General features: G+C 60.2%; 20 protein-coding genes and 1 pseudogene. 11 read left to right on the forward strand and 10 right to left on the reverse strand.

The genetic code is table 11. The features are described from left to right. Positions 1 to 53 precede the first annotated feature (53 nt). The 3 genes from IE127_RS06365 to IE127_RS06375 are packed head-to-tail and all read left to right on the forward strand — an operon-like array spanning position 54 to position 2668. Positions 54 to 437, forward strand: a complete 384-nt coding sequence (locus IE127_RS06365; protein ID WP_189424382.1) for a hypothetical protein — start codon at positions 54 to 56, stop codon at positions 435 to 437. A 56-nt stretch (positions 438 to 493) separates the two neighbouring features. Further along, a complete protein-coding gene (locus tag IE127_RS06370) occupies positions 494 to 1021 on the forward strand; it encodes a YcnI family copper-binding membrane protein (protein ID WP_189424384.1) in 528 nt (175 codons plus the stop codon). Positions 1022 to 1081: 60 nt separating this feature from the next. Beyond that, positions 1082 to 2668: a copper resistance CopC/CopD family protein gene (locus tag IE127_RS06375; protein WP_189424386.1), complete on the forward strand. Its 1587-nt coding sequence runs from the start codon at positions 1082 to 1084 to the stop codon at positions 2666 to 2668. 292 nt (positions 2669 to 2960) lie between these two features. Here the strand turns inward: IE127_RS06375 and IE127_RS06380 are convergent, their stop codons facing one another. Beyond that, positions 2961 to 3491: a TetR/AcrR family transcriptional regulator gene (locus IE127_RS06380; RefSeq protein ID WP_210310424.1), complete on the reverse strand. Its 531-nt coding sequence runs from the start codon at positions 3489 to 3491 to the stop codon at positions 2961 to 2963. Between the two features lie 160 nt (positions 3492 to 3651). Here IE127_RS06380 and IE127_RS06385 point away from each other — a divergent pair, with 160 nt between their 5' ends. Further along, entirely contained in the window at positions 3652 to 4728 is a 1077-nt protein-coding gene (locus tag IE127_RS06385) for an aldo/keto reductase (protein ID WP_189424391.1), read from the forward strand. 389 nt (positions 4729 to 5117) lie between these two features. Here IE127_RS06385 and IE127_RS06390 read toward each other — a convergent pair whose 3' ends face one another. Then, positions 5118 to 6044: an isoaspartyl peptidase/L-asparaginase family protein gene (locus IE127_RS06390; protein ID WP_189424393.1), complete on the reverse strand. Its 927-nt coding sequence runs from the start codon at positions 6042 to 6044 to the stop codon at positions 5118 to 5120. A gap of 213 nt (positions 6045 to 6257) precedes the next feature. On the opposite strand from IE127_RS06390, the gene IE127_RS06395 reads away from it, so the two are divergent. From IE127_RS06395 to IE127_RS06425, 7 genes and pseudogenes are all read left to right on the forward strand, one after another. Then, a complete protein-coding gene (locus tag IE127_RS06395; protein ID WP_210310426.1) occupies positions 6258 to 7082 on the forward strand; it encodes a cyanophycinase in 825 nt (274 codons plus the stop codon). After that, entirely contained in the window at positions 7069 to 9711 is a 2643-nt protein-coding gene (gene cphA, locus IE127_RS06400; protein WP_189424397.1) for a cyanophycin synthetase, read from the forward strand. Before IE127_RS06395 ends, cphA begins: the two co-directional genes overlap by 14 nt. A 76-nt stretch (positions 9712 to 9787) precedes the next feature. Continuing rightward, on the forward strand, positions 9788 to 11086 hold the full coding sequence (locus tag IE127_RS06405) for an ATP-grasp domain-containing protein (protein WP_189424399.1): 1299 nt from the start codon (positions 9788 to 9790) through the stop codon (positions 11084 to 11086). 81 nt (positions 11087 to 11167) lie between these two features. After that, positions 11168 to 13189 carry a CocE/NonD family hydrolase gene (locus tag IE127_RS06410; protein WP_189424401.1) on the forward strand — a complete coding sequence of 674 codons (2022 nt, stop codon included), beginning with the start codon at positions 11168 to 11170 and terminating at the stop codon, positions 13187 to 13189. A 30-nt stretch (positions 13190 to 13219) separates the two neighbouring features. Next, positions 13220 to 13585, forward strand: a pseudogene (locus IE127_RS06415) (transposase); the annotation flags it as partial. Positions 13586 to 14287: 702 nt separating this feature from the next. Next, positions 14288 to 14938: a ferritin-like domain-containing protein gene (locus tag IE127_RS06420; protein WP_189424403.1), complete on the forward strand. Its 651-nt coding sequence runs from the start codon at positions 14288 to 14290 to the stop codon at positions 14936 to 14938. 11 nt (positions 14939 to 14949) lie between these two features. Then, positions 14950 to 15615 carry a ferritin-like domain-containing protein gene (locus tag IE127_RS06425; RefSeq protein WP_189424405.1) on the forward strand — a complete coding sequence of 222 codons (666 nt, stop codon included), beginning with the start codon at positions 14950 to 14952 and terminating at the stop codon, positions 15613 to 15615. 353 nt (positions 15616 to 15968) lie between these two features. Here the strand turns inward: IE127_RS06425 and IE127_RS06430 are convergent, their stop codons facing one another. The 8 genes from IE127_RS06430 to IE127_RS06465 all read right to left on the reverse strand — a co-directional run bounded on the left by IE127_RS06430 (position 15969) and on the right by IE127_RS06465 (position 24313). After that, positions 15969 to 17018 (reverse strand): dihydrodipicolinate synthase family protein, encoded by a 1050-nt coding sequence (locus IE127_RS06430; protein ID WP_189424407.1) that lies wholly within the window; start codon positions 17016 to 17018, stop codon positions 15969 to 15971. Positions 17019 to 17032: 14 nt separating this feature from the next. Further along, the gene (locus IE127_RS06435) at positions 17033 to 17752 is read right to left on the reverse strand and encodes a TetR/AcrR family transcriptional regulator (RefSeq protein ID WP_189424409.1); all 720 of its coding nucleotides are present in this window, start codon (positions 17750 to 17752) and stop codon (positions 17033 to 17035) included. Next, positions 17739 to 18767, reverse strand: a complete 1029-nt coding sequence (locus IE127_RS06440) for an NAD-dependent epimerase/dehydratase family protein (protein ID WP_189424411.1) — start codon at positions 18765 to 18767, stop codon at positions 17739 to 17741. Before IE127_RS06440 ends, IE127_RS06435 begins: the two co-directional genes overlap by 14 nt. A 27-nt stretch (positions 18768 to 18794) precedes the next feature. Beyond that, entirely contained in the window at positions 18795 to 20246 is a 1452-nt protein-coding gene (locus IE127_RS06445) for a mandelate racemase (RefSeq protein WP_189424412.1), read from the reverse strand. Beyond that, positions 20243 to 21085: a sugar phosphate isomerase/epimerase family protein gene (locus IE127_RS06450; RefSeq protein ID WP_189424414.1), complete on the reverse strand. Its 843-nt coding sequence runs from the start codon at positions 21083 to 21085 to the stop codon at positions 20243 to 20245. Before IE127_RS06450 ends, IE127_RS06445 begins: the two co-directional genes overlap by 4 nt. Then, positions 21079 to 21609, reverse strand: a complete 531-nt coding sequence (locus IE127_RS06455; RefSeq protein ID WP_189424416.1) for a tripartite tricarboxylate transporter TctB family protein — start codon at positions 21607 to 21609, stop codon at positions 21079 to 21081. Before IE127_RS06455 ends, IE127_RS06450 begins: the two co-directional genes overlap by 7 nt. Positions 21610 to 21693: 84 nt before the next feature. Next, positions 21694 to 23220 carry a tripartite tricarboxylate transporter permease gene (locus IE127_RS06460; protein ID WP_210310427.1) on the reverse strand — a complete coding sequence of 509 codons (1527 nt, stop codon included), beginning with the start codon at positions 23218 to 23220 and terminating at the stop codon, positions 21694 to 21696. Between the two features lie 85 nt (positions 23221 to 23305). After that, the gene (locus IE127_RS06465; protein WP_189424418.1) at positions 23306 to 24313 is read right to left on the reverse strand and encodes a Bug family tripartite tricarboxylate transporter substrate binding protein; all 1008 of its coding nucleotides are present in this window, start codon (positions 24311 to 24313) and stop codon (positions 23306 to 23308) included. Positions 24314 to 24534: the final 221 nt, after the last annotated feature.

Raw genomic sequence — 24534 nt, forward strand, 5'->3', positions numbered from 1 at the left:
GTAAGGTCGCAAAATGTCCATAGACAGTCCGCGTAGGGGGACACGTACGTGTGATGAACGGCAGACACACAGTGCTGAAGGATCTTGGAGCACCGCTTGCGGTTCTCGCGATCTATCTGCTCACGCTGCTGACGCCCCTCCATCATGCTGCCTGGCTGCAAAAAGATTTCGCCAAGCTCGGTTACGAGGCCAGTTCGGCCTGGTCGGTCTGCACGGCAATCAATGATGCCGACGCCAATCAGGAAACCCCTGACGCGGTCCATTGTCCCGTTGCTGCAATCGGCAAGGCCCAGGTGTTCGCTGACGTCGGCGGGAGCGCATTACTCGCGCCGATTGCCGTTGCGGGCATACTTGTCCCGGCTGACAGCGATCGACACGAGCCACCGCTGCCTGCCCGAACGCGTCCACACCCAAGAGCTCCTCCAGTGCTGATCTGACGTCGTCGCGGCCCAAGGCCGCGAAATCAGATTCATTCAAGCACTGGAGATCAATCATGATCCGCTCTCTGTCGCGCGCAGCTCTTTCTGTTGCCACCCTAACGACCCTTGTCCTGCCGTCATTTGCACATGCGACGCTCGAAACGCAGGAAGCTGCGCTGGGTGCATCCTATAAAGCCGTTCTGCGCGTTCCGCACGGCTGCGGTAGCGAGGCTACCAATGTAGTTCGCATTCAGATTCCGGAGGGTTTCTTCGCGGTCAAGCCAATGCCCAAAGCTGGCTGGACGCTCGATACCGTCACGGGCCCATACGAGAACACCTATAACAACCACGGCACAGAGGTGACCGAGGGCGTCAAGGAAATCGTCTGGTCAAACGGCAATCTGCCCAACGAATGGTATGACGAATTCGTCTTCCGCGGCACGTTTGCCGACTCCCTCGAGGAAGGCAAATTCTACTTCCCGGCAATCCAGGAATGCGCCAATGGCGAGGAAGCCTGGATCGATACCAGCGGTGAGGAAGGTGTCGACAAGCCGGCTCCGTCCCTCACTCTCGTTCCCGCCGAACACGGCACCGGCCACTAGCGTTCGATGAGAGGTGGGCGAGCGCCATGTTTGGCGCTCGCCTGTCGTGGGAACACACAGATGATAAAAAGACTTCGCCTAGCGCTGCGATGGCTGCTGGTGCTCTTGCCGCTATTTGTGGCGCCGCAAGCGCTGGCCCACGCCGTTTTGCTGGAGACCTATCCGGCCCAGAATGCGGTGATCGCTTCGCAACCCGATGTCATGTCGCTCACATTCAATGAGCCGGTCAGTATACTTTCTGCAGCACTGATTACGCCCGATGGCGAACGCATCGAGCTGAGTACTGACGCGAATGGCCAGGTGCTGCAGATCGCACTGCCTTCAAGCGATGATCCCGGCACCCGCGTGCTCAGTTGGCGCGTGGTGTCTCTCGACGGCCATCCGGTTGGCGGGACGAGCATCTTTTCCGTAGGCGAAGTCACTGGCGCAGCAGATGTTCGCACGGCCGGCGATCCGTGGGTCACGCTGCTGCTCTGGCTCGCGAAAGCCATCCTCTACGGGGCCGTATTTTTCGGTGCTGGTGGCGCGGCATTCTGGGTTACACACGCGTCGGATTCGTATCAGTCTCCACGCTACTTGAAAGCCATCATTGCCGTCGGCCTGATCGCAGCACCGCTGTCTTTGGGCCTGCATGGCGCTGATGCTCTCGCAGTGTCCCTCGGGAGCCTTCTTACGCTCGCTCCATGGGTCGTGGGCGCTGGCACAAGCTATGGCCCATCGGCCGTGCTGCTGTTTACCGCTCTTGTGTTTGCCGGTGCCTGTGCGCATGAACGTATTGGCCGGGTGCGCAGCTGGTTTGCTCTTGGCGCCATGATTCTGGCGCCCCTGGCCCTTGCTCTGAGTGGACATGCCAGCGCCGCAAGCCCGCAATGGCTGACCCGCCCGGCAGTGTTCCTTCATGCCGCGGGCGTCTTGTATTGGGCAGGTGCGTTATTCCCGCTGGCGCTGATGTTGCGCCGAAAAGACGTCATGACCAATAATGTGCTGGCGACGTTTTCTAAGCGCATACCTTTCGCCGTTGCCGCTATCCTGGTGTCAGGCGCAACGCTCGCAGCGATCCAGTTGGGATCTGATCCTACCCGATGGTGGACACCTTACGGAGAGGTTCTCGCTCTCAAACTCGGTCTGCTTGCGGTCCTGTTCGTCCTCGCCGTCATCAATCGGTTTGCGCTGACAAATCCTGCTCTCAGCGGCAACGCGACCGCGCAGACCAGACTTCGCGCCATCATCGTCACCGAGATCGTCCTTGTTGCGATCATCTTCGGGCTTGTCGCCCTTTGGCGCTTCACCCCGCCGCCTCGCGCGCTTGCATTGCAGCCTGCTCGCGAGATCGCTCTGCATATTCACACTGATCGGATAATGGCGGATCTCACCATCACGCCCGGAACAGTCGGTACAAATGACCTTTCTATTTATCTGATGGATGCCGAGTTCGGGCCGGTGAACCCTCTCGAAGTCGAGGTGGCGGTCTCTGCGCCGACACTCGGGATCGAAAGCAACCGCGTCATGGCGGAGCTAGGCGACGACGGCTACTGGCACGCGACCGGATTGGTGATGCCGCTTGCCGGCAAGTGGGACATCGACGTCGCGGTGCGGTTGACGCGTTTCGAACTCGTCACGCTCTCCGACCGTTTGGATGTGCGGTGAAAGCGATAATCGATATGGGGCGGACTTTTTCGTAAAGGATGGCGGCGAGGTCGCCGCGCAGGATTCCCAGCTCTGCGGTTGGGCCATCGGCACCAATGTCTTTAACCTTAAAGGCGGCAACCAGCTTGCCGTTGTCATCGACGAAGGTCCACCTGTGGCGCCGCGAAGCTCTCCGCCCACTCGTAATATTCTGCAGGATGGCACAGGGTCAGCCTCACCTCTTTGGATCTCGAAAAGCCGTGAGTGTCTTTTCGAAAGCTGACGCGCCTTGCAGAACCGTGAGCGTCAAGAGCTAGGGCCAGGCGCTGATCGCAACCGTGGCGACCGCCAGGATCTCTGCTCGGCTGGCCCCGTCGCGGGCTAGAGTAGAAAGGCCCTGAATCAAGGCAATGACCATTGCTGCGAGGGCCTGGCTGTCACTATCGGCAGGGATCATGCCACGGTCTTTATCCAGATCAATCCGCCTTTGCAGGCGCATGCTGATCTGCCGCCGCACCTCGGCCACCTCGGCCTGCACATCCTGCGACGCGCATGAGCCACTGGCCGTTGCGCTGGCCAGCAGGCAGCCGCGGGGCGTAAGTTCTCCCGTGAAGGCATTTGCGGCTGCGACCAGCATGCGGTGTGCCGCCTCGCGTGAGGTTGGAGCTTCAGCTAAAGCCGCGTCAAGATCATAGGGTGAGCCTGCATAAAGTCGCATGGCTTCGAGAAAAAGCTGCTTCTTGTCGCCAAAGGCGGCGTAAAGGCTTGGCGCGGTAATCCCCATCGCTGCGGTCAGCGCGCTGATTGAGCTTGTCTCATAGCCATGGCGCCAAAACGTAAGCATGGCCTGCCTGAGCGCCTCGTCTCGATTAAATGACAAGGGTCTGCCGGTTTTGCGAGCAGTGATCTGCGCCTGTTTCATAGTGAACACTAGTAAATCCATTGACCAAAGTGGACAAGACCCGTAGCCTGCCTTTCATATCGATCACTATGGAATATTTGATATGTCACTAACGGATTATCGTACCCTGGGCCGTTCGGGCCTTGTCGTCAGCCCATTGTGCCTCGGCACAATGACCTTCGGGCCCGGACCTTTCGGCACCGACGAAGCCACGTCGCGATCGATCTACGATGCGTATCGTGGCGCCGGAGGCAACTTCGTCGATACAGCCGATGTCTATTCGGACGGCGCGAGCGAGGAAATGCTGGGAAAGTTCATCAGCCAGAGCGGGTCCCGCGACGAGATTGTGCTTGCTACCAAGTTCGGCTTCAATGCTTCCGCCAGTCCACTGACGGCGACGCCCGGTAAAGGTGGAAATCCGCACGCCGGCGGCGCCGGTGCCAAGAATATCCATCGCGCGCTCGAGCAGTCGCTGAAGCGCCTCGGCACCGATTACATCGATCTTTACTGGATGCATCTCTGGGATGGTGTCACCCCTGTGGAGGAGATCATGCAGACGCTTGGGGACCTCGTCCGGGCCGGCAAGATCCGCTATTTCGGCTTCTCCGACATGCCAGCCTGGGTTGCTATGAAGGCCGCGACCATGGCGAGCGAACGCCGCGTGCCCGGCCCGATCGCCATGCAGCTGGAATATTCCCTGGTCGCTCGTCTTGTCGAAGAGGAACACGTGCCCGTCGCTCGCGAGGCCGGCATGGGTGTCATGCCCTGGAGCCCTTTGGCCGGCGGGTTCCTCAGCGGCAAATACCGCCCCGAAGACACCAGCGGCTCGGGCCGCCTGAGCGGTCCCAATCCCTTCGGCAACTCCAAATTCACCAAGCAGAACTGGGCGGTCCTGGAGGTGTTGCGCGGCATAGCAACCGAGCTCGACCGCCCCATGGCCGAGGTCGCTCTGGCTTGGGTGATGGCCCAGCCGAGCGTAGCGTCCACCTTGATCGGCGCCACCAAGGTTTCACAGATCGAAAGCAATATTGCCGCCACCGAGATCACCCTAAGCGCGGCACAGTTCGAAAAGCTCAACGCCGCCAGCGCCCCACCGGCCGGCATTTCGTCGTCACTCACGGCAACAGGTATACGCTCCATGCTGTTCGGCGGCCACACCGTGACCGGCTGGCAAGTATGAGGCTAGCGGATGCCGACTGCAGGCACGGCATCCACCTAACCAGCGGTCAGAGCACTTGCAATATCAAGTCCGCGAGCTTTAACAGTACGATAATGATGAGGGCGAAGCCCCAAGTGAAGAAGCCGTTGGCAGCGAAGCTTAGGGTCAAGTGCGCAAAACGCTTTCGATCAAGCTTGGCTGGCGTGGCGCCGCCCTCGGCCGTGCGCTCTTGAAGAGGTTTGCCTGCTAAGAAGGCCCAGTGAAGTGGCGCGCAACAAGCAGCATCAGGCTGGCATAAAAAAGCAGCGTTATCCGCCAACCCCATTCAGAGAAACCGCTCAGCCGTTAGGGACGAAGCCCTAAGCTGCCGACATCCGCACCGGGTTCGTCGGGCAAATGCCGCCGCAGGACTAATAGATGAGCGTCTGGCGAGAACCACTTTCAGTAGCGCTACTGCGATACATGCCTTCGCAGTTGAACGGCATGGTGATCTCGCCATTGGCGCCAACCGCGATCAAGCCGCCTGACCCGCCGAGCGCCTTTAGGTCTGACAAGACGACATCTTTGGCGGCGTCTTCGAGGCTCACTCCGGCAAGCCGCACCCGCGCCGCGATCTCGTGCGCAACGCAAAGCCGCAAGAACACCTCACCATCGCCGGTGGCGGAAATTGCGCAGCTGGCGTTCTCGGCATAGGTGCCGGCACCGATGACGGGGCTGTCGCCTACCCGCCCCTTGTTCTTTGCTGTCATGCCGCCGGTTGAAGTTGCGGCAGCAAGCGTGCCGGAGCGGTCGCGCGCTACCGCACCCACCGTGCCATGCCGACGCGAAGGATCATTGTCGAGCGCTCCGCTGGCCTCGAGCGCTAGCGTTTGCTGGAGGCTTTGCCAGCGTTCCTCGGTATAGAAATAGCTCTTCGGCTCAAAGGCCAACCCGACCTCGCGCGCCAGTGCCAGCGCACCGTCGCCGGTGAGCAGCACATGCGGGGATTGTTCGAGTACGGCACGTGCCAGCAAAACCGGATTCTTAGGCCCACAGATTCCCGCGATCGCACCCGCCTGCCGCTCGAGGCCCTCCATCACCGCCGCGTCCATTTCGTGACGACCCTCGCGGGTAAAGACAGCACCGCGCCCGGCATTGAACAACGGTTCGTCCTCCAGCGCACAGACAGCTGCGGTGACCGCATCAAGTGCGCTGCCGTTGTCGGCAAGCACCCTTTCACCAGCGTTCAATACCCTCTCTAGAGCCTCATGGGTTTGCGCTTCGCGCTCGGCACTCATCGCATTGCGGGGGAGAACGCCAGCGCCGCCATGGATGGCGATTGCATATGGGGTGGTCATTGTAACCCTTTCGGACAGCAGCCATGCGAAGGCACCTGCCACCGCCCACTTGCTCCCTTAAGAAATATGGGCGCATCATCTTCGCGACTCACTGCGAAAGCGCTCTGGAAAATAGCGCAGCGGTTACCATGAGCGAAACACTCCCCTAGAGTGGAGGAGTATGGAAACCAAGGCCAGATGTATATGCCAATCAAAGTCACCCCCCGAGGCCCATTGATCGCGATCGGTGGCGCTGAAGACAGGACGTCCGAATCCGAGATCCTGCGCAATGTCCTCGCGTTGTCAAAAAAGAGCGCACCGGTCGTCGCTGTCATCACTACCGCGAGCAGTATCCCGGACGAGGTTTTTGAGGGCTATGAAAGCGCGTTTGGAAGTCTCGGCGCATCAGAAGTCCTTCACGTGCGGATCCACAATCGCGCCGACGCCAACGACCCGCACTTTGTTGACATGATCGAACGCTCGGACGTGATCTTCCTGTCCGGCGGCGACCAGATGCGGCTGACCTACATCTTCGGCGGATCGAATGCGCTCGCTGCCATACGGCGCCTGCATGCTGAAGGCAAGGTGATTGCGGGAACCAGCGCGGGCGCAGCATGCCAATCCAGCACCATGGTCTATGGCGGCTCCGCCGACGACTCCCTGCGCAAGGGTGCTGTGAAGATGAGCGCCGGGTTCGGCCTGGTCGAAGGGATTATCATCGATACCCACTTCCTCGAAAGAGGCAGGTTTTCGCGGCTGATGGAAGTCGGCGCGACAAATCCTGAATATCTCGGTGTCGGGTTGGGCGAAGACGCCGGCGTATTGTTTGAAGATGACCATATTATCGCGTTCGGACGCGGGCATGTCATCATCGTCGACAGTTCTGAAACGACCGGCTCAAATGTTTTTAATCTGTCAGATGGTGAACCTGTATCGGTCCACAACGTTAAGATGCATGCGCTCGTGAAAGGCTACGGCTATAGATTAAGCGATCGCAAGGTTCTCGGCCCCGAGGATCTGGGCGGCGAACTACTGGAGAAGCGGATTGAATATACTTGAGCATCGCGCATTGCGCGGACCGAATTTCTATAGCCGCTACCAGGCAATTTATATGCGTCTGGATATCGAGGAACTCGAAGAGCGGCCAAGCGACAAGGTCCCCGAAATTGCCGAACAGCTCGAGACGCTTATTCCCTCAATATACGACCACCGCTGCTCCGTCGGCGAACCGGGCGGGTTCCTGCAACGGGTACGCAATGGCACCTATGCCGGCCACATGGTCGAGCATCTCGCCATTGAACTCCAAAATCTCGTCGGCTTTTCAGTAGGATACGGAAAAACCGTCGATAGTTATGATCGCGGCATCTACAACGTTGTCTACCGCTATCGCGATGAAGCGACCGGCATTGCTGCCGGCGAAGCTGCCGTTGAGATCGTCAAAAAGCTCTATCATGGCCAGAGCATCGATTTGCAGCCGATCATCACCCACCTCAAGCAGGTGCGCGATGCACACGCGCTTGGGCCGTCGACGGGTTCGATCGTCAACGCTGCCAAGGCGCGCCGGATCCCCTATTCCAACCTCACCGAAGGCACCAGCTACACCCAGCTCGGCCACGGTGTGAAACAGCGCCGCTTCCAGGCGACCGTCACCGACGCGTCTGGCATCATCGGTCACTCGATTGCCGACGATAAGGAATGGACAAAACAGGTCTTGGCGGACGCTGGCATCCCGGTGCCACGCGGCCAGGTGTGTTATTCGTATGAAGAGGCCGAGGCCGCCGCGGAATGGATTGGCTGGCCGGTCGTTACCAAGCCACTTTCAGGCAATCACGGGCGTGGCGTTACCACCGATATCGGCTCCGTAGAGGATCTCAGATCCGGCTATGACGCAGCCTTGGCGCGTGTTCGCGACGACTCTCAGGCCGTGATCGTTGAAAGCTACATCAAGGGTGAGGACCACCGCATCCTGGTCATCGGCGGCAAGCTCGTCGCCGCGGCCCGGCGTCGTCCAGCCCATGTGGAAGGCGATGGCACCAGCACCATTCAGCAGCTCATCGATCAGGAGAACGCCGACCCACGGCGCGGCGTCGGTCACGAGAACCTGCTGACCCAGATTGATGTCGATGTGCAGACCGAGCGCATGCTCGAACAGGCCGGATACTCGCTCGAAACGGTTTTGCCAAAGGGCGAAGTGGCGCTGCTGAAATCGACCGCCAACATCTCAACCGGCGGCACTGCGACAGACCTTACGGACGAGGTCCATCCGGAAGTGCGCTTCGCCATGGAGCGGATCGGACGCCTCGTCGGCCTCGACATTATCGGCATCGACCTTCTGGCCGAGACCTTGTCGGTCCCGCTTGAGCAGCAATCCGCTGGCGTCGTTGAAGTCAATGCAGGCCCCGGCTTTCGCATGCACATGTCGCCAACGCACGGCACCCCGCGTCCGGTTGGCGAATATGTCGTCGACATGCTTTTCCCCGATCAGGCCGACAATGGCCGGATCCCGATCACCGCGATAACCGGCACCAACGGCAAGACCACGACCACGCGCCTCACAACGCATATTCTGCGTCAGGCCGGTCGCTCGGTCGGCATGGGGTGCACAGGGACGGTCGAAATCGACAATCACGTCATCCTGCGCGGCGATTATTCCGGCCCTGCAGCCGCACAGGCCGTTCTGCGCGAACCCACCGTGGAACATGCCGTACTCGAAGTGGCGCGTGGCGGGATCATGCGCCGTGGCCTCGGCTTTGACGAATGCGATGTCGGCGTGTTGCTCAATATCGCGTCAGACCATTTGGGCGAGCGCGATGTCCACACGCTCGAAGACCTCGCGCGGTGCAAGACGGTTGTCGTCGATGCGGTCAAGAAAGAAGGCGGCTTTTGCGTTCTGAATGCCGATGATCCGCTGGTGATGGAGCACGGCACCTACTGGTCGCGCGGTGAGATCATCTATTTCACGATGGATCCGGAAAACCCGGCATTGTCCGAGCATCTGGGCAATCTCGGGATGGTGGTCACCGTCAAGAACGGACGCATAGTGTTGTTGCGTGGCAAGGTTACCGTTGAAATCGTCGAGGTCAACGACGTGCCGATCGCGTTCGAAGGCCATGCGCCATTCAACGTTCAGAACGCCATGGCAGCAGCCGCCGTCGCCATAGCCCACGGGCTCGAGATCGATGACATCAGGGCGGGATTGCTAACGTTCCACCCGACCCCCGCGCAAATGCCGGGCCGCACCAACTATTTCGAGGCGGATGGGGTCAGATGCCTGATCGACTATGGTCATAATGTGCCAGCGCTCGAGGCCCTGGAGCCCTTGGTTCGCGGGCTGGCAATGAAGCGCAAGATTGGCGTCGCTACTGCGCCTGGCAATCGCCGTGACGAAGATCTTCAGGCCCTCGGCGCCCAACTCGCCAGCATGTGCGACATCCTGTTCGTTTATGAAACCGATGCGCGCGGGCGCCCCCCGGGCGACACATCGCGATTGATCCATACCGGTGCCGAAAGCGCCGGCCATGATTGTCAGGTCGAGACAATCATAAGCGAGCAGCAAGCGGTGGCGCGCTCCATAGATGAAGCAGAGACAGGCGACTTCCTGCTGCTGCTCGTCGACGATATCGAGGGAACAACGGAGCGGCTCAAGGGGCGCAGCTTTCCCACCAAGGCCGAGATCGCCCGAGCCTGAGCGATCTTCGTCTCATACCAAACGCCGGCGAGACCATCAGTCTCGTCCCGGCGCATGTGCCTTAGGGAGCAAGCCAATGGCCAAGAACGTCTTCGTTATCGGACTGAATGCAATGAATGCTGAGCGGCTCAGGCGCCTGCGCGGTGTCGAGGATGTGGTGTTTCATCCCCTGCTGACGCCCGCGCAGGTCTCTGACACGCAGGAATTCGACATGCCGGCACTGCTCGCAGAGGCAGAGCAGACCCTCGACGCTTTCGATGGCTCGATCGACGCGATCGTCGGCTATATCGACTTTCCGGTGTCCACCATGCTGCCGCTGCTGTGCAAGAAGTACGGCACACGCAACACCTCGCTCGAAAGCTTGTTGAAATGCGAGCACAAATACTGGTCTCGCTCGATGATGCGCGAGGTGGTTCCGGAGCATACTCCCAAGTTCACCGCCTTCGATCCGTTCGATGATGATGCGCTGTCCAAGATCGGTGAGGCGGACCTGCGCTTTCCGTTCTTCGTCAAGCCCATCAAATCGTCCGGCTCACGCCTAGGCTTTCGTATCGATAGTCCCGAAGATTTCGAGTACGCGACCGAAAAACTGCGCGCCGAGATCAGGCTGATCGGGGAACCGTTCGATCACGTGCTGTCACAGGCCGATTTGCCCGACGAGATCCGCGCCATCGAAGGCCATTTCTGCATGGCCGAGCAGGTGATTGGCGGCCGCCAGTGCACCGTTGAGGGGTATGTCCATGATGGCGAGGTCGTCCCATACGGCACGATTGATTCCATCCGCTACCCGCAGGTGCTGAGCTTTTTCTATTATCTCTACCCCTCCACCCTGCCGCCGCGGATTCAGGAGACGATGTGGGAGATCACCCGCAAGGTGATGGGGCATATCGGCTACGACAATTCCGGCTTCAACATCGAGTATTACTGGGATGAGGTGCAGAACAAGGTCTGGATCCTCGAGATCAACACACGCATCGCGCAGTCGCATTGCGACCTGTTCGAGATGGTCGACGGGGTCAGTCACCAGCAGGTGACGATCGATCTTGGCCTCGGTCGCAGACCGGACATGCCGTCGGGCGAAGGCCCGGAGCGCGTAGCCGCAGAGTTCTTTTATCGCGTGTTCTTCCGTGATGCGGCAGTGGCCCGAGCGCCTAGCCGTGCCGAGATCGAGGTCGCCGCCGAGCAGATCGAAGGCGCGCGGATCGTTTCATATGTGAAGCGCGGTATGAGCCTGTCCGAACTGCCGGAGCAGGACGCCTACAGCTATGCCGTCGCCTCGGTTTGGATGGGTGCAAACAAGCAATCCAAGCTGCTGTGGAACTACGAACAGGTCATGAAGCGGCTCAATTACGAGTTTGCCGATATCCTCGAGTAGCGTCGCGCTGCACGCGCTGGATAGGCTAAGTATGTCGCCAGCATAACCTTACCAACGCGAGGTTTGCTCGCACGGGGCCATATGAAAATCGACTACTCGCTACCGCGCCAGGTTCTCGAGATTGAACACATCGAGATCCCAATGAGCGACGGCACCCGCCTCGCCGCGCGCATTTGGATGCCCGAGAATGCCGAGGATGACCCCGTCCCCGCGATCCTCGAGTACATTCCCTACCGCAAGAACGACAAGACGCTCGAACGCGACAAGGCGCGAGCGCCCTGGATGGCAGCGCAAGGCTACGCCTATGTGCGCCTCGATCTGCGCGGCACCGGCGAATCCGAAGGTGTCATGAAGGACGAGTACACCCCGCTTGAGTTGCAGGACGGGTGCGAAGCCATCGCGTGGCTGGCCGAGCAAGACTGGTGCGATGGTGGCGTGGGCATTGTCGGCATTTCCTGGGGCGGCTTCAACGGCCTGCAGCTCGCAGCCTTGCGTCCCCGGGCCCTCAAGGCTGTGGTGACCATCTGCTCGACAGATGACCGCTACGCCGACGACATTCACTATATGGGCGGCACGATGTTGAGCGATCAGCTCTCATGGGCATCAATCATGTTCGGCATCAACACGCTACCGCCCGATCCGGTTCATGTCGGCGAGCGCTGGCGCGACATGTGGAAACAACGCCTCGACGGTTCTGGCCTTTGGCTCAAGACCTGGCTGGAGCACCAGACACGCGACGAGTTCTGGAAGCACGGATCGGTCTGCGAAGACTTCTCGGACATCCAAGTGCCGGTCTATGCAGTAAGCGGCTGGGCCGACGGCTATTGCCGTTCGGTGTTCCGGCTGGTCGAGAATCTCAAAGGCCCGGTGAAAGGGATTGTGGGTCCGTGGGCTCACAAATATCCGCACCTCGGAGAGCCCGGTCCGGCGATCGACTGGCTGACCGAAGAGACGCGTTGGTGGGACCAGTGGCTCAAGGGCACGGATACGGGCATCATGGACGAACCGCCTCTGAGGCTGTTCCTTCAGGACCATGCAGAGCCAAAGAGCCATTATGAGCATCGCGATGGTCACTGGATCACCGAGCCGGCATGGCCTTCGCCCGACGTCACCCGCACGCGCTTCGCGCTCGGCGCGGATGGTTCTTTGGCGCAAGCGGAGAATGCCGCGCATGATGGCCCTGCTCTCGATATCCGCTCACCGCTTTGGGTGGGTGTGAACGGTGGTAAGTGGTGCTCGTATGCGCATCCCGGCGATCAGCCCGGAGACCAGCGCCGCGACGATGCCGGCAGCCTGGTTTTTGAAACCACACCTTTGAAGTCGGACCTCGCGATGGTGGGCGATGCCGAGCTGGAATTGAGCGTCAGCGCAGACAAGCCTGTGGCTCAGGTGGCGGTGCGGCTTTCCGACATCGCGCCGGATGGGGCGGCCACACGCGTCAGCTACGGCCTGTTGAACCTGACCCATCGAGACAGCCACGAGCATCCGCAACCCTTGGAGCCGGGACAGGACTACACCGTCAAAATCCCGTTCAAACACGTGGCGCAGATCTTCAGCGCCGGCCATCGTATTCGTCTGTCGATATCCTCGAGTTATTTCCCCATCGCCTGGCCAACACCAGAGCCTGTCACACTTTCGGTTCGTCCGGGACGCTCCGCACTCAACCTGCCGCTTCGTGATGGTGTGCCTGAGCCCGCCGCCGAGTTCGCACAGCCAAGAGCCGGCGAACCGCTCAGCGTGACATTCCATCAGCCGCCGGAAAGCGAGTGGCATGTGCTGGAGGACCGCGGCACAGGCCGCGTGACCGTCGAAGTGCGCGATCACGAAGGCGCAGCTGTCATCGACGAGCACGGGTTTTTTCATTCCGCAGAAGGCCGCGAAAGCTATTCCGTGTTGCCGGACGATCCGGGCTCCGCATCCGGTGAAGTATCCTGGGAACACCAAATGCGCCGCGAGGGCTGGAGCATACGAACCGTGACCGAAACGCTTCTCACATCAGATGTCGAGGCCTTCCACGTGACTGCCCATCTGCGCGCCTGGGAGGGCGACGCGCTTATTAAGGAAAAGGCCTGGACCATCTCCGTGCCGAGGTCCCTGGTGTGATCACCAGCGCAGTCTGACGAAGGAACCAAGATGTCTGTCACATCGCCGGATACCAAGAGACCCGCCGAGCAGGTGAGAAAGAGACTCGAAGGGCGACTCGCCGGTACTTTTCAACTGAAGCCTAGATCCGGATCGTTCTCGATGGTCTGCCTGGCCAAGGCAGCATTGCCGAACTGTATCGCAAGGAAGGCATTGCACGGAGCCTGTATTACAATTGGTCCAAGGAGTTGGTGGCCGGCAAATGCCGCCTGGCCCGTGATACGGGGGCGCGCTGCCGCATTCGAAGAGCTCGAGATCATCAATCTCGTCGAGCATCGCCTCAACCGGCAAGACGCATACTGGACCCGTATTCTGAGCCGGACCTTTTATCGCTGGTATGAACGCTATCTCGTGGGGAACCGCCAAAAACGGCAGCAAGCGCCTGTTTCTGCTGAAAGGTAGGGTGTCCGCAATCGGCCCCGAGGCGGCCCTTAAATTCGTCTTTCGTGAACGGCAGAAAAGGGGTGGTTTGCCGACAGTCCGGATTGGTTTGCGATAATGCGAACAGCTGTCGCTCAGCAGCCGAACTGTTCCTGCGCCTTCTGCCGACCTGGCATCGTCCGCACTGTGAGCTGCGCCGGCATGGTCAGTCTTCCTCCATAAATCGCACAAACTCGTCCACAACTCGGCGCGCTCGAACAAGGCATATTTCCCTTCCTTCTTCAGCGGTCGCCTGCGCACTCAGTGTCATGAGGCGACCCTGCACCGTCCAAATTTTCGCCTGCCACCCATTCTCCAAAGGTCGCACAGATATTCGGTAGCCGCGAAAGACTTCTTCCACATGCCAACTCCGTAAGAGGGGATTTACCCTTCGGTACGGGTGCGCGAGTTGTTGAGTTTCAGGTGATTCAGAATCTGGGGGCCAGCAAGCGGCTTCGTGAACGAGCAATTCCAACATGCGTTGCAGGAATTGTTTTTCATTTCATGCCGGGTCGCGTGAACTTTAAAACGGCTAAATGGTTCCGCGCAATTCAACCAGAAATCAACGTATTGAACAATTGTCGGCGTGGCGCCACTGGCGTTTGACTTGCATGTCTAGTTGATCCACTGGAGGAACCAATGACATTTGATCCTAGCCGCCGCCGCGTCTTGAAGTGGTCAGGGGCAACTGCGGGTATCGCGGTAGCCGGTACACTTCTGCCCAATTTCGGCATCTCGGCTGCCTTGGCCGCCGATCTGGGCGAGGGCGATGTGGGTGTATTGAATTACGCCTATGCGCTCGAGCAGCTCGAAGCCGCCTACTACACGATGGTCCTGGAGAACCCTTACGAAGGGATGACCAACGAGGAAACCGAACTCCTTACCGACATCCGCGATCATGAGGTCGCGCATCGTGACTTTCTGGCCGAAGCGCTAGGCGATGGCGCTATTCCCGCACTCGAGGTCGATTTCTCGGCGGTGGATTTCTCCGACCGCCACTCCGTACTCGAGACTGCGATGACCTTTGAGGATATTGGCGTGTCTGCCTACAACGGCGCCGGCAAGCTTCTCGAAAACCCCGACTTCCTGCTTGAGGCCGGACGCATTGTCTCGGTGGAGGGCCGCCATGCCGCCGCCATTCGCGACCTGGTCAATCCGAACAGCGTCGCGTTTGCCGGTCCGGACGTCGTCGACGAAAACGGTCTTGATGTGGCTCGGGAGCCTGCCGACGTGCTGCCGCTCATTGATCCGTTCGTTACAACCGAAGTTACCGCCAACTCGCTGAGCTAAGGAGAGATGCCATGAACATCGAAACAAAGAATACTCTTCTCTCCGACATTGACCCGGAGATAACCGAGCGTCTCACCGTTGACCGTCGCGCTTTCTTCAAGCGTTCGGTAGCAGGCCTGGGTGCCCTTGCCAGCGCTCCCATGGTCCTTGCAGTAACGGCGCAGCAGGCATTCGGCCAAACCCTGCCGCAAGATATTCGGGACGTCCTCAACTTCGCTCTGACGCTGGAGCACATCGAAGATTACTTCTACCGCTCCGGGCTTGGCCAGGACGGCCTCATTCCACCGCAATACCTGGATGTTTTCCGCCACATCGGTTTGCATGAGGCGCAGCACGTTGCCCTTCTTGAAAGCGTCCTGGGCGCCGATGCTGTCGCTCGTCCTGAGATCGATGCGACTGCCGGCGGACAATATGCTGACGTGCTTGAGAACTTCGAAACCTACTTGACCCTTAGCCAGACCTTCGAAGACCTCGGCGTCGCCGCGTACAAGGGACAGGCAGCCAATCTCATCGAGAATGACGATATTCTACAGACTGCGCTGCAAATCCACTCGGTGGAGGCGCGCCACGCAGCAATGGTGCGCCGGATCGGCGGCCAGAAGCCGTGGGACGACGCCTTTGACGAGCCGATGACCCGAGAGGAAGTGCTGCAGGCAGCGCAGCCCTTCTTGGCCTAAACACACTTGTCGGCGCTGGGCTCACACTGAGCGTCGACTCGTTCGCATAAGAGCCGTCAAGCGGTTGTCCAATAATGGTGCGTCGCCCCGAGATCCCGGTCCGGAAGGCAATCAGCCAAGCACTGCTAAGCGTCCTGGGGGGCTCGCGGCTGCTTTGAGGAAAAGCTCAGCTTGAGGTTGAACGGCGGCAATGGGGTCGAATGCGGACCGACGGTTTTGGGGTGCTTAGCTGACGGTCGGCTTTTGGAGCAGATATCGGAATAGCTGGCATGTGCTTTGGATGCGGCTAATGGGCACTAGTGGTCGCGCCGCGACCACTTCCCTATCGGATGGAGGAATCGACGCTACCTTTTTCAAGCCAGCCATCGCTCGAGATTGGAACGCACGAAGGCATCATCGTTGAGTTCTGGGTAGTCGCGGTAGATTCGATCCAGTTCCTCCATCTGACCCGGCCCCATTGTCTCATCGGGATTGAGGCACCAGGTGCCTTCGAGGAGGCCTTGGCGGCGGAGGACTTCGTGGATGGCGGCGATGCAGCCGCGAAAGTCGTTGGCGACATCGAACAGCACACCATTTGCATCCGTCGTACGGGCATCAAGCTCGAGCCACTGGCCAACCGTACGCTCTTGTGTGCGATTATGGACATCGTCGAGCAGTTCCACTGCCTTGCTGGTCCACACCGCCCAGTGGCCGAGAAGCCCGCCACGGATGCGCACGGTGACTGGTGTGCCGTTGCGCTTGAAGGTAAACGGTGTCAGCAGATCGGCGACGATATGGTCGTCATTGCCCGTGTAAAGGGTAATGCGGTTGTCCGCTTCGGCCTCTATGACGGCGCGAATGACGTCTAGCGTTCGATAGCGATGGAATGGCGCCATCTTGATGGCAATGACGTTTTCGATCTCTGCAAAGCGGCGCCAGAACGAGAATGGCAGCACCTGGCCGCCAACCGAGACCTGAAGGTAAAAACCGATGACCGGCATGACTTCGGCGACGGCCCGGCAGTGCGCGATCAACGCGTCTTCATTCAAATCGCTTCGCCCGGCGAGGCTGAGGAGCACTGCGTGATACCCAAGGCTTTTGGCAAGACGGGCTTCCTCGACAGCCTGGTCCGTCGGGCCCACCGCCCCGGCCACCATGAATGGCTCGCTCTCATGCCGGCTGGCTTCTTCCGCCGCCAGTCGGAGGACCGGCTCGAACAGGCCGTGGTCCCTGATCTCGAACTGGGTGGTGTGGACGCCGACGGCAATGCCGATGGAGCCGGCATCGAGGTAGTACCGCGATAGAGCCCGCTGTCGACGCTCATCCAGCTTCCGGTCTGCATCAAGAGCCAAGGGATGCGCGGGGATGACGCCGCCCTGTCGGAGCGCAGCGAGAGGCTTTTCGGGAAGGTCTTTGATGAGCATGGATACCGTGTCCGTCAGGGGGTGAGAGCTTTCGTGCCGGGAGGGGCGTCCGGCGCATCGGGGCGCAGATAGCCGAGCACGACATCGATGACGTGCTGCCGCCGTTGGGCGAGGATTTCAGGTGTGCGGGGGAGGTCGAAGATCGCCGAAAGGGTCGGGCGGTTGGCGATGAAGAAGTAGCAGATGCTGGCGATCGAAATGTAAAGTTGCACTGCGTCCACATCGGGGCGGAAGCGCCCATCGCGGCAGCCTTTGTCGAGGATTTCCCTGATGGTCCCCACCAGGGGACTGTTGAGATCTCGCGCCGCTGCCGAATGCTCCACATGGACGCCGCCATGCAGGTTCTCGTCGTTGATCAACGAGATGAACTCGGGATGGGCGCTGACATAGTCGAATGAAAAGCCAATCAGCGCGCGCATCGCGTCGACCGGGTCCTGATGGCTGAGATCAAGCTGGCGTTCTGCTTCGCGGATATTCGCGTAGTTCTTCTCTAAGGCAGCGCTGAAGAGGCCATCCTTGCTGGAGAAATAGTGGTAGATCATGGCCTTGTTGCAGCCGGCCCGCTTGGCTACCGCGTCCATGCGCGCGCCTTGCAGTCCTTTTTCGGCGAATTCGGCCAATCCCGCAGCGAGAATGTTGGCGCGTGTCGCTTCCGCGTCGCGCGTCGCCTTGGCCTGCGCAGAGGCGGCAGGCCCGGCGGACCTTCTTGCGGCACTACGTCTAGTAGGCACCATCGCGTACCTCGAAATGCGTCGGCTTTTCGAGCGAACGGCCCCCCCGGTTTATCCAGTCGGCAGTCCAATTAACCAGTTGCGGCAACGGGGTCCGCGGGTAGCCGAACAGCTGCTGCTGCAGGCTGGTGTTGACGATCCATGCCCTGTCTTGCTCGGTGCCTTCAAATTCAGGGTCTTTGCCAAAGAACTCTCCGAACTGCTTGGCCATTGAGCGGACGCTGGCGAGTTCCGGGCCTGACAGGTTCAGGACGAACGGCGGATTATCGGCATGCAGCAGCGAGCGCAGGGCCACCTCATTGGCATCGCCTTGCCAGATGACGTTGCAATGTCCGTTGCCGAGCGGAACAGGCCGGCCAGCTTGCACCGCCGAACCGATATCGTGCAGCACGCCGTAACGCATATCGATTGCATAGGAGAGCCTGATGATCGAGGTCTTGGTGCCGTGCACCTTGGCAAAGTGCTCGAACATCCTTTCGCGCCCGACGCAGGAATTCGCGTATTCGCCTGGTGGATCAAGCGGCGTCTGCTCCGTTGCACCGCCGTGAAGGACGTTAACGAACGGATACACGCAAGCGGTGGAGAAAACCGCGATGCGCGAGTTGCGGAATGCTTGCGCCACGAGTGCGGGACAGTGGACGTTCATCGCCCAGGTGAGGGCTTCGTTGCCGCTCGAGCCGAACTTGCGGCCCGCCATAAAGACGGCGTTGGCGGTCTTTTCCAGCGTGTCGACGCTTTCTGCATCAAGCAGATCGCACTGCACCGTCTCAATGCCCCAGCTCTCAAGCTTTTCGCGAAGGCCTGGCTCCGAGAAGCGTGCGATGCCGATGATGCGCTTGTTCGGCGCGGCCCGTTTGGCCATGCGCGCCATGGTTGGCCCCATCTTGCCGCCGACGCCGAGGAAGGAGATGTCGCCCTCAAGCTCACCGAGTTCAGCGATCAGAGCATCGCTCGGGCGGGACAGCAGCTCCTCGAGGTCTTCTTCGGTGGCAATGCTGGCAGAAAGGGCCGTGTTCATGGCAAAGTCTCCTAGATAGTTTCGGGCTCAGTCGGCCTGAAGGTCGGCGGCTGACCACTGGTCCGCTGGCGTTAGAGCGGACATGTCGGGCGTTACCGCAAATCCAAGGCCCGGAATGTGGGTGGACTCGATCGCAATCCGGCCCGAAGCGATATGCAGATGCGTGGCGCTCTGGTGGCGCCGGTAAAGGTCCGGGTGCCGCTGCACTGCCGCCTCTGACTGCTCCGGCGTCAAATGGTCAAGCCCATGAAAATAGTGGTGGCCGTTCCGCTCGACATGGGCGATGCCAAGCGCTGCGACAACGGCCAGGTCGGATTGCAGCGACACGACAGGCAGGCAGGTGAGATCTTCTGCCGATTGAAAGAAGTGTCCCTCGATGCCTGCCCGGCGGTTATGCAGGTCAACCAGCATGGCGTTGAGAAGCGAGCGCACGACGCCCTTGCAGTTCTTGTGGCTAACCCCGCGATACCCCAGATCGATGGCCTCGCGATACGCTGATGTCCATCCGTCAGCCTCGTCGATCAGAAGCGGCTTGCCGATTGTGGCAGCGTCGGTTTGGTCGAGAGGGGCGCTCAGTGCAACAGACCGCTCGAGCGGTTGCTCGATAAAAAGCGTGTTGTCGTAGAAGTCGGACAGCTGACTGTCGCTGCGAATAGCCTCTACAAGGTCCGCCAATTCACCCAAGGCCTTGTACTGCTCATTGCCATCGAGGGTTATTCGAACGGGCCGGTCCAGCTTGCGCAGGCAGCCGGCGATACGGCGCAGCCGCTCGAGATCATTGTTCGTGTCTCCGCCGACCTTGACCTTGAGGTACGCGAGTTCATCAACCTGCAAATAGTCAGACAGAGTGATCGGCAGGCCATCGTTGGGCCCTATGCCCTCTGGCAGATCCTCCTCGTCAATGGGATCGACCAGCCCCACCGTGTGGCGAAGTGCCAGCGAAGACAGCGGTTGGGACGGCAAGGTCTCGCGAAGGCTGGCGCCTTTCAATTCTGGAAAGATCGAGGCCGGGTCAAGGCCCAGGACATCACCTGTGGCCAGCGCGTGAAACGGCTGCCCAGTGCCTCGTCCAATTGCATCAAGCATGGCTCTTTCGATCATCGACACGCCAAACGAGGCGCCCAGGTAGTTGAAGCCAGCAGCGATGGCCCGCCGATGCACTTCCGCATCGAGCACCTGCCACATGTCGAAAAAGCTGCACTGCGGTTGGTCGAGGGCGACTGCCAGAGCCTGCTCGATCACCCAGATGAGATCCGTGACGTTGTCGGCAGCGCTTTTCTCGGGCCGCTTGTCGAACCATTTGTAGGCCAAAAGATCTGATGACCAGCCGCGCGACATCTTGCCATCGACGCTGACCTCGAGTTCGAGCGTTGCGCTCGCCGCTGAAGTCATGGTGACGACGCCAAAGCGGAAAGGCAGCCGGGTCCGCACTGTCGAGATTCCGAGACTGCCCGAGGCAATCTTGATCATAGTGCTCATGGCGCTGCCCTCCCGGCGTCTTCTAACCCCCGCAAATAGCCAGCTGCGCATGCGGCTGCCGCAACGCCAGACGGCTCATACTTGAACGGTTCGATGCCGACATAGCCCGAATAGCGATGCTCCTGGAGCGTTGCCAGGATGTCGGCGAAGTTCCTGTCGCCCTGACCCGGCGCTTGGGAATTGGTGTCGTTGAAGTGGATGTGCGCAATTCGTCCTGTGCCAAGCCACTGGTCGAGCACCGTCTCGGGCGCCTGCGCCTCGCCGTTCCACGCAGCCAGGGTATCCAGCATCGTAGCGAGCCCGGCTGATCCTGCCTCTTCGATGAGCTTTACCGCTTCTGCCACCGTATTCACGAAATCGGTCAGGTGCGGGGCAAGCGGCTCGATGCAATATGTAGCGTCGGCCTCGACGCAGAGTTCGCCGGCAGTATGAAGATGTTCGAGGGCCGTGTCTCTCGCATGTTCGGGCGAGCTGGCATCCGAGAGCATGCGTTGCTGGGGCGAGCCGTGGATCAGAACCTTGCCGCCCAAATCCGCGCAAAGGTCGATGAGCGCTTCGATGTGGCTGCGCGTCCGGCGAACGGTCTCTGGATCGTCGGACGTCAAGGAGAGGCCCGAAGGGGTCAGGAACAACCAGTGTAGTCCGGTAATCGAGAGCCCATGATCCTCGGCGGTTTGCCTCAGCGTCTGGCGGTCGGACGACGAAATCGTCGCTGGGTCTTCCGAAAGGGTGAAGGGTGCAACCTCAAGGCCATCATAGCCGAGCGCAGCGGCGAGCCGGCATTGCTCTCGAAAATCATGGTCACGAAGGACCTCGTTGCACAGGGTCAGTTTCACCACCAGCGTCCTCCCGGAAGCCGAACGAGGAAGATGTCGGTGAACACGAAGTGCAAGGTGAAGGCCCCGGCAATCGCAAGAACGGCTGCGCCGAGAAGCACTTGTAAGAGCGACAGTTGCCGTTCTGGGGCGATCAATTCGGCGCCGACCGTGAACGCAAAGATGAATGCAGCTGTGACCGGCACGAAGGGGAAGTGCCCGAACAGCAGCAGGCCGTATGTCAGGACTGCTGCCAAGGTCAAAACAGTGCGCACGACGCTGCCGCGATTCCACTGCGTGATCGTGACGCCGGTACCAATCTGCGAGGTTGCGGTGCGCCCGGAAAGAGCGCGCAGCAACAGGGCGGCGCCGAGGATCAGCAGGACGACGCTGACGAAACCGGGAGTCAATCCCGGCACGGTGAATGGGTCGGCATTACGCTCCTCGAAGCGCGGCATCCGAAGCGATTCCACCAGGGCGCCGGCACCGAGGATGGTGATGAAAAGCCCGCATGCCAAGTCAGTCCGGGCGACAGGAAGACGGCTCATGCTGCACCTCCGGCATGGATTGCAGGACGTCCAGACGCCAGAGGCGTCAGCCCGGTAAGGAAGGGCATTTGGAAAGATAACTGCTCAGCCATCAGACCCTCTTCGAGACAACATGGCCTTCGTCCGGTTCGCGAACCAGCGCCGCACCGGCGGCAGGCCGGAGATCAGCATTACGAGGACAATGCAGGCAAGGACTGCGCTAATTGGGCGGGAGACGAACCCCAACAGGTTCCCTTCTGTCAGCGAGAGGCTTCTGCGCAAATTGGCGTCGAGGATTGGCCCAAGGACCACGCCGAGGATCATCGGTGCGACCGGGAAGCCAGTTTCACGCATGAGAAAGCCGATCAATCCGAATGCGATCATCACCTGCACATCGAACAGCCGCCCGGCGATGGCAAAAGAGCCGACGACGCAGAGCGTGAAAATCATCGCCATCAGCCATTCGCGGCGAACGCGCAGGACGTATAGCAGGGGACGCGTCAGGGTCAGGCCTAGGACAAGAATGCCCACGCTGCCCCAGAACACCATTGCGACAATGCTGTAGAAGAAGTCAGGCTGCTGGATCATGATCAGCGGGCCGGGGCGGAGGCCGTGGATCACCATGGCGGCAAGCAACACGGCTGCCGGTGCAGAGCCGGGAATGGCCAACGTCAGAACCGGGATGAGGGCACCCGGCACGGCTGAACTGTTGCCGGTTTCAGCGGCGAGAAGGCCCTCGACCGAGCCTTTGCCGAACTCTTCGGGCTTCTTGCTGGCGCGGCGAGCAGCGGCGTAGGACACCCATGCTCCCATATCTTCGCCAACGCCAGGAACAACGCCCATGAAGGTGCCGATGAGGCCTGAGCGAAGCCAGGTGACAGCATAACGCAGCGAGGAGAATGCGGCGGCGATGACGCCGCTGACCTTGGCCTTGATCGGTGCGGTCGCCTCTTGGCGCATCACCGAGAAAACCTCGGCGCAACCGAAAGCGCCGACCAGCACCGGCAGAAGGCTCAGTCCGCCCGCGAGATTTGGGTCTCCATAGGAAAAGCGTGCATAGGCGTGCATGCTCTCCTGCCCGACCATTGAGATCAGCAGACCAAAAAAGCCGGCGATCCAGCCTTTGAGCACATCGTCCATCGAGGTGAGTTGCCCACAAAGGGCGACACCGAACACCGCGAGCCAGAAGAACTCGAAGGAGGTAAACTTGAGGGCGAATTCCGCGAGCCAGGGCGAAATGACTGCCAAAGCCACCATGCCCACCATCGTGCCGAGAAACGAGCCGGTGGTCGCAATCGCCATGGCCTCGCCGGCGCGTCCGCTTCGCGCCAGCGGAAAGCCTTCGATCGCGGTCGCCGCATTGGCTGGCGTGCCTGGAATATTGAGAAGGATCGCCGATCGGCTGCCGCCGTAGATGGCGCCGATATACATGCAAACGAGAACGAGAATAGCCTCGTTCGGATTCATCGAGAATGTCAGCGTGGTCAGCAAGGCCACGCCCAGAGTTGCCGTGAGGCCCGGGATCATGCCGACAATAATGCCGAGCAGCGTGGCCCACAGAACACTGAAGATCTGCGCGGAAAAGCCAATTTCGGCAATGGAGGCAAGCAGCCGTGTGAGGCTATCCATCATGAAGTCTCGAAATCAGGAAAGAAGCGCCTGGATGCGGGCTTCAGCGCGACGCCCGATGGCGCCGTGCTGAAGTTTGGGAGGCGGTTTAGGGGCGCGGAATGCCGAATTCGGACGGATCGTTCGGAGCCGCACCGCCCTCATATTGCTGCCAGGCGTTAATGCTGAGATACGGCATCGCAGCCTCTACGGCTTCTTCGCCATAGCTCGGGCTGAACAGCGAGCCGCGCTCTGAGGCAAATGTCTTCAAAGCTTCGGAGTTCGAGATCTGCTCTTCCCAGATCTGATCGAGGCTCGACAGCACTTCCTCCGGCGCATCTGCAGGAACGAAAAGGCCGAAATAGTTCGGGGCGACAGCAGCGTCCGGCAGGAAGTCGGTGATCGCGGGGATCGTGCCATATCCTTCCAGTTCGAGCGGCTGTTGCGCCATGACGGCCAGCGGACGCAGGCGCCCGGCGCGGATCATGTCGACTTGTTCGACGGCGGTCTGAGCCGTCATCTGGGTTTCGCCAGCAACGGTCGAAGTGACTGCAGGATTGCCGCCATCATAGACCACTTGCTTGTAATCGATGTCGGCGGCGCTCTCGATCGCCTGCATGCTGACCGCCGTCGCGGAAGTCAGGCCGGCCGAGCCGACCGTGATCGCGTCGCCGCCGTCCTGAAGGTCTTCCAGCAGGTCGTTGAAGTCTTCCCAGTCGCTGTCAGCCGAGACCGATATCAGTGACGGCTGCGCGACATGCAGATAGAGGCGCCAGTCTTCCAGCGGCACATCGAGCGTGCCGAGAACCGGATACGTTCCAAGGTCGATCGCAGCGCCGGCGGCAATCATCATCCCATCATGCGGCGCCTCCCAGACCGAGCGCGTGCCGACGGACCCTGAAGCTCCGGGCTGGTTGAGCACGACAAATGTCTGGCCCAGTGCTTCTGAAAGCTCTTCGGCGACGACGCGTGTGACGGTGTCTGTGGAGCCGCCGGCGGCCCACGGAACGACAATGGTCACGGGTTCGCTCGGCGCCCACTCCTGAGCAGTAGCATCCTGTGCCATCGCAGGCGCCAGCGCAGTGGCGCAGAGCGCGAGAACCAATACGGATTTCATCAACAATTCCCTCCTTAACTAACCAGTTGGATAGTTAGTCAAGGTTACGGTCGGACTGTCAAGGTGTATCGGCATCCTTGTGCCCTCGGGCGACCCAGTTCCGGTGCTAGCATCAGGCGAAATGCGTCGCTTCAGAGCGACTAAGAATCATTGTCACCCATGCGGCTGCATCGCAGCGTCGTGGCATCAAGATCACCTGTTCATCGAGAAATTATACATTG

Origin of the sequence: Devosia pacifica, from assembly GCF_014652635.1 — a bacterium.
Classification (GTDB): Bacteria; Pseudomonadota; Alphaproteobacteria; order Rhizobiales; family Devosiaceae; genus Devosia; species Devosia pacifica.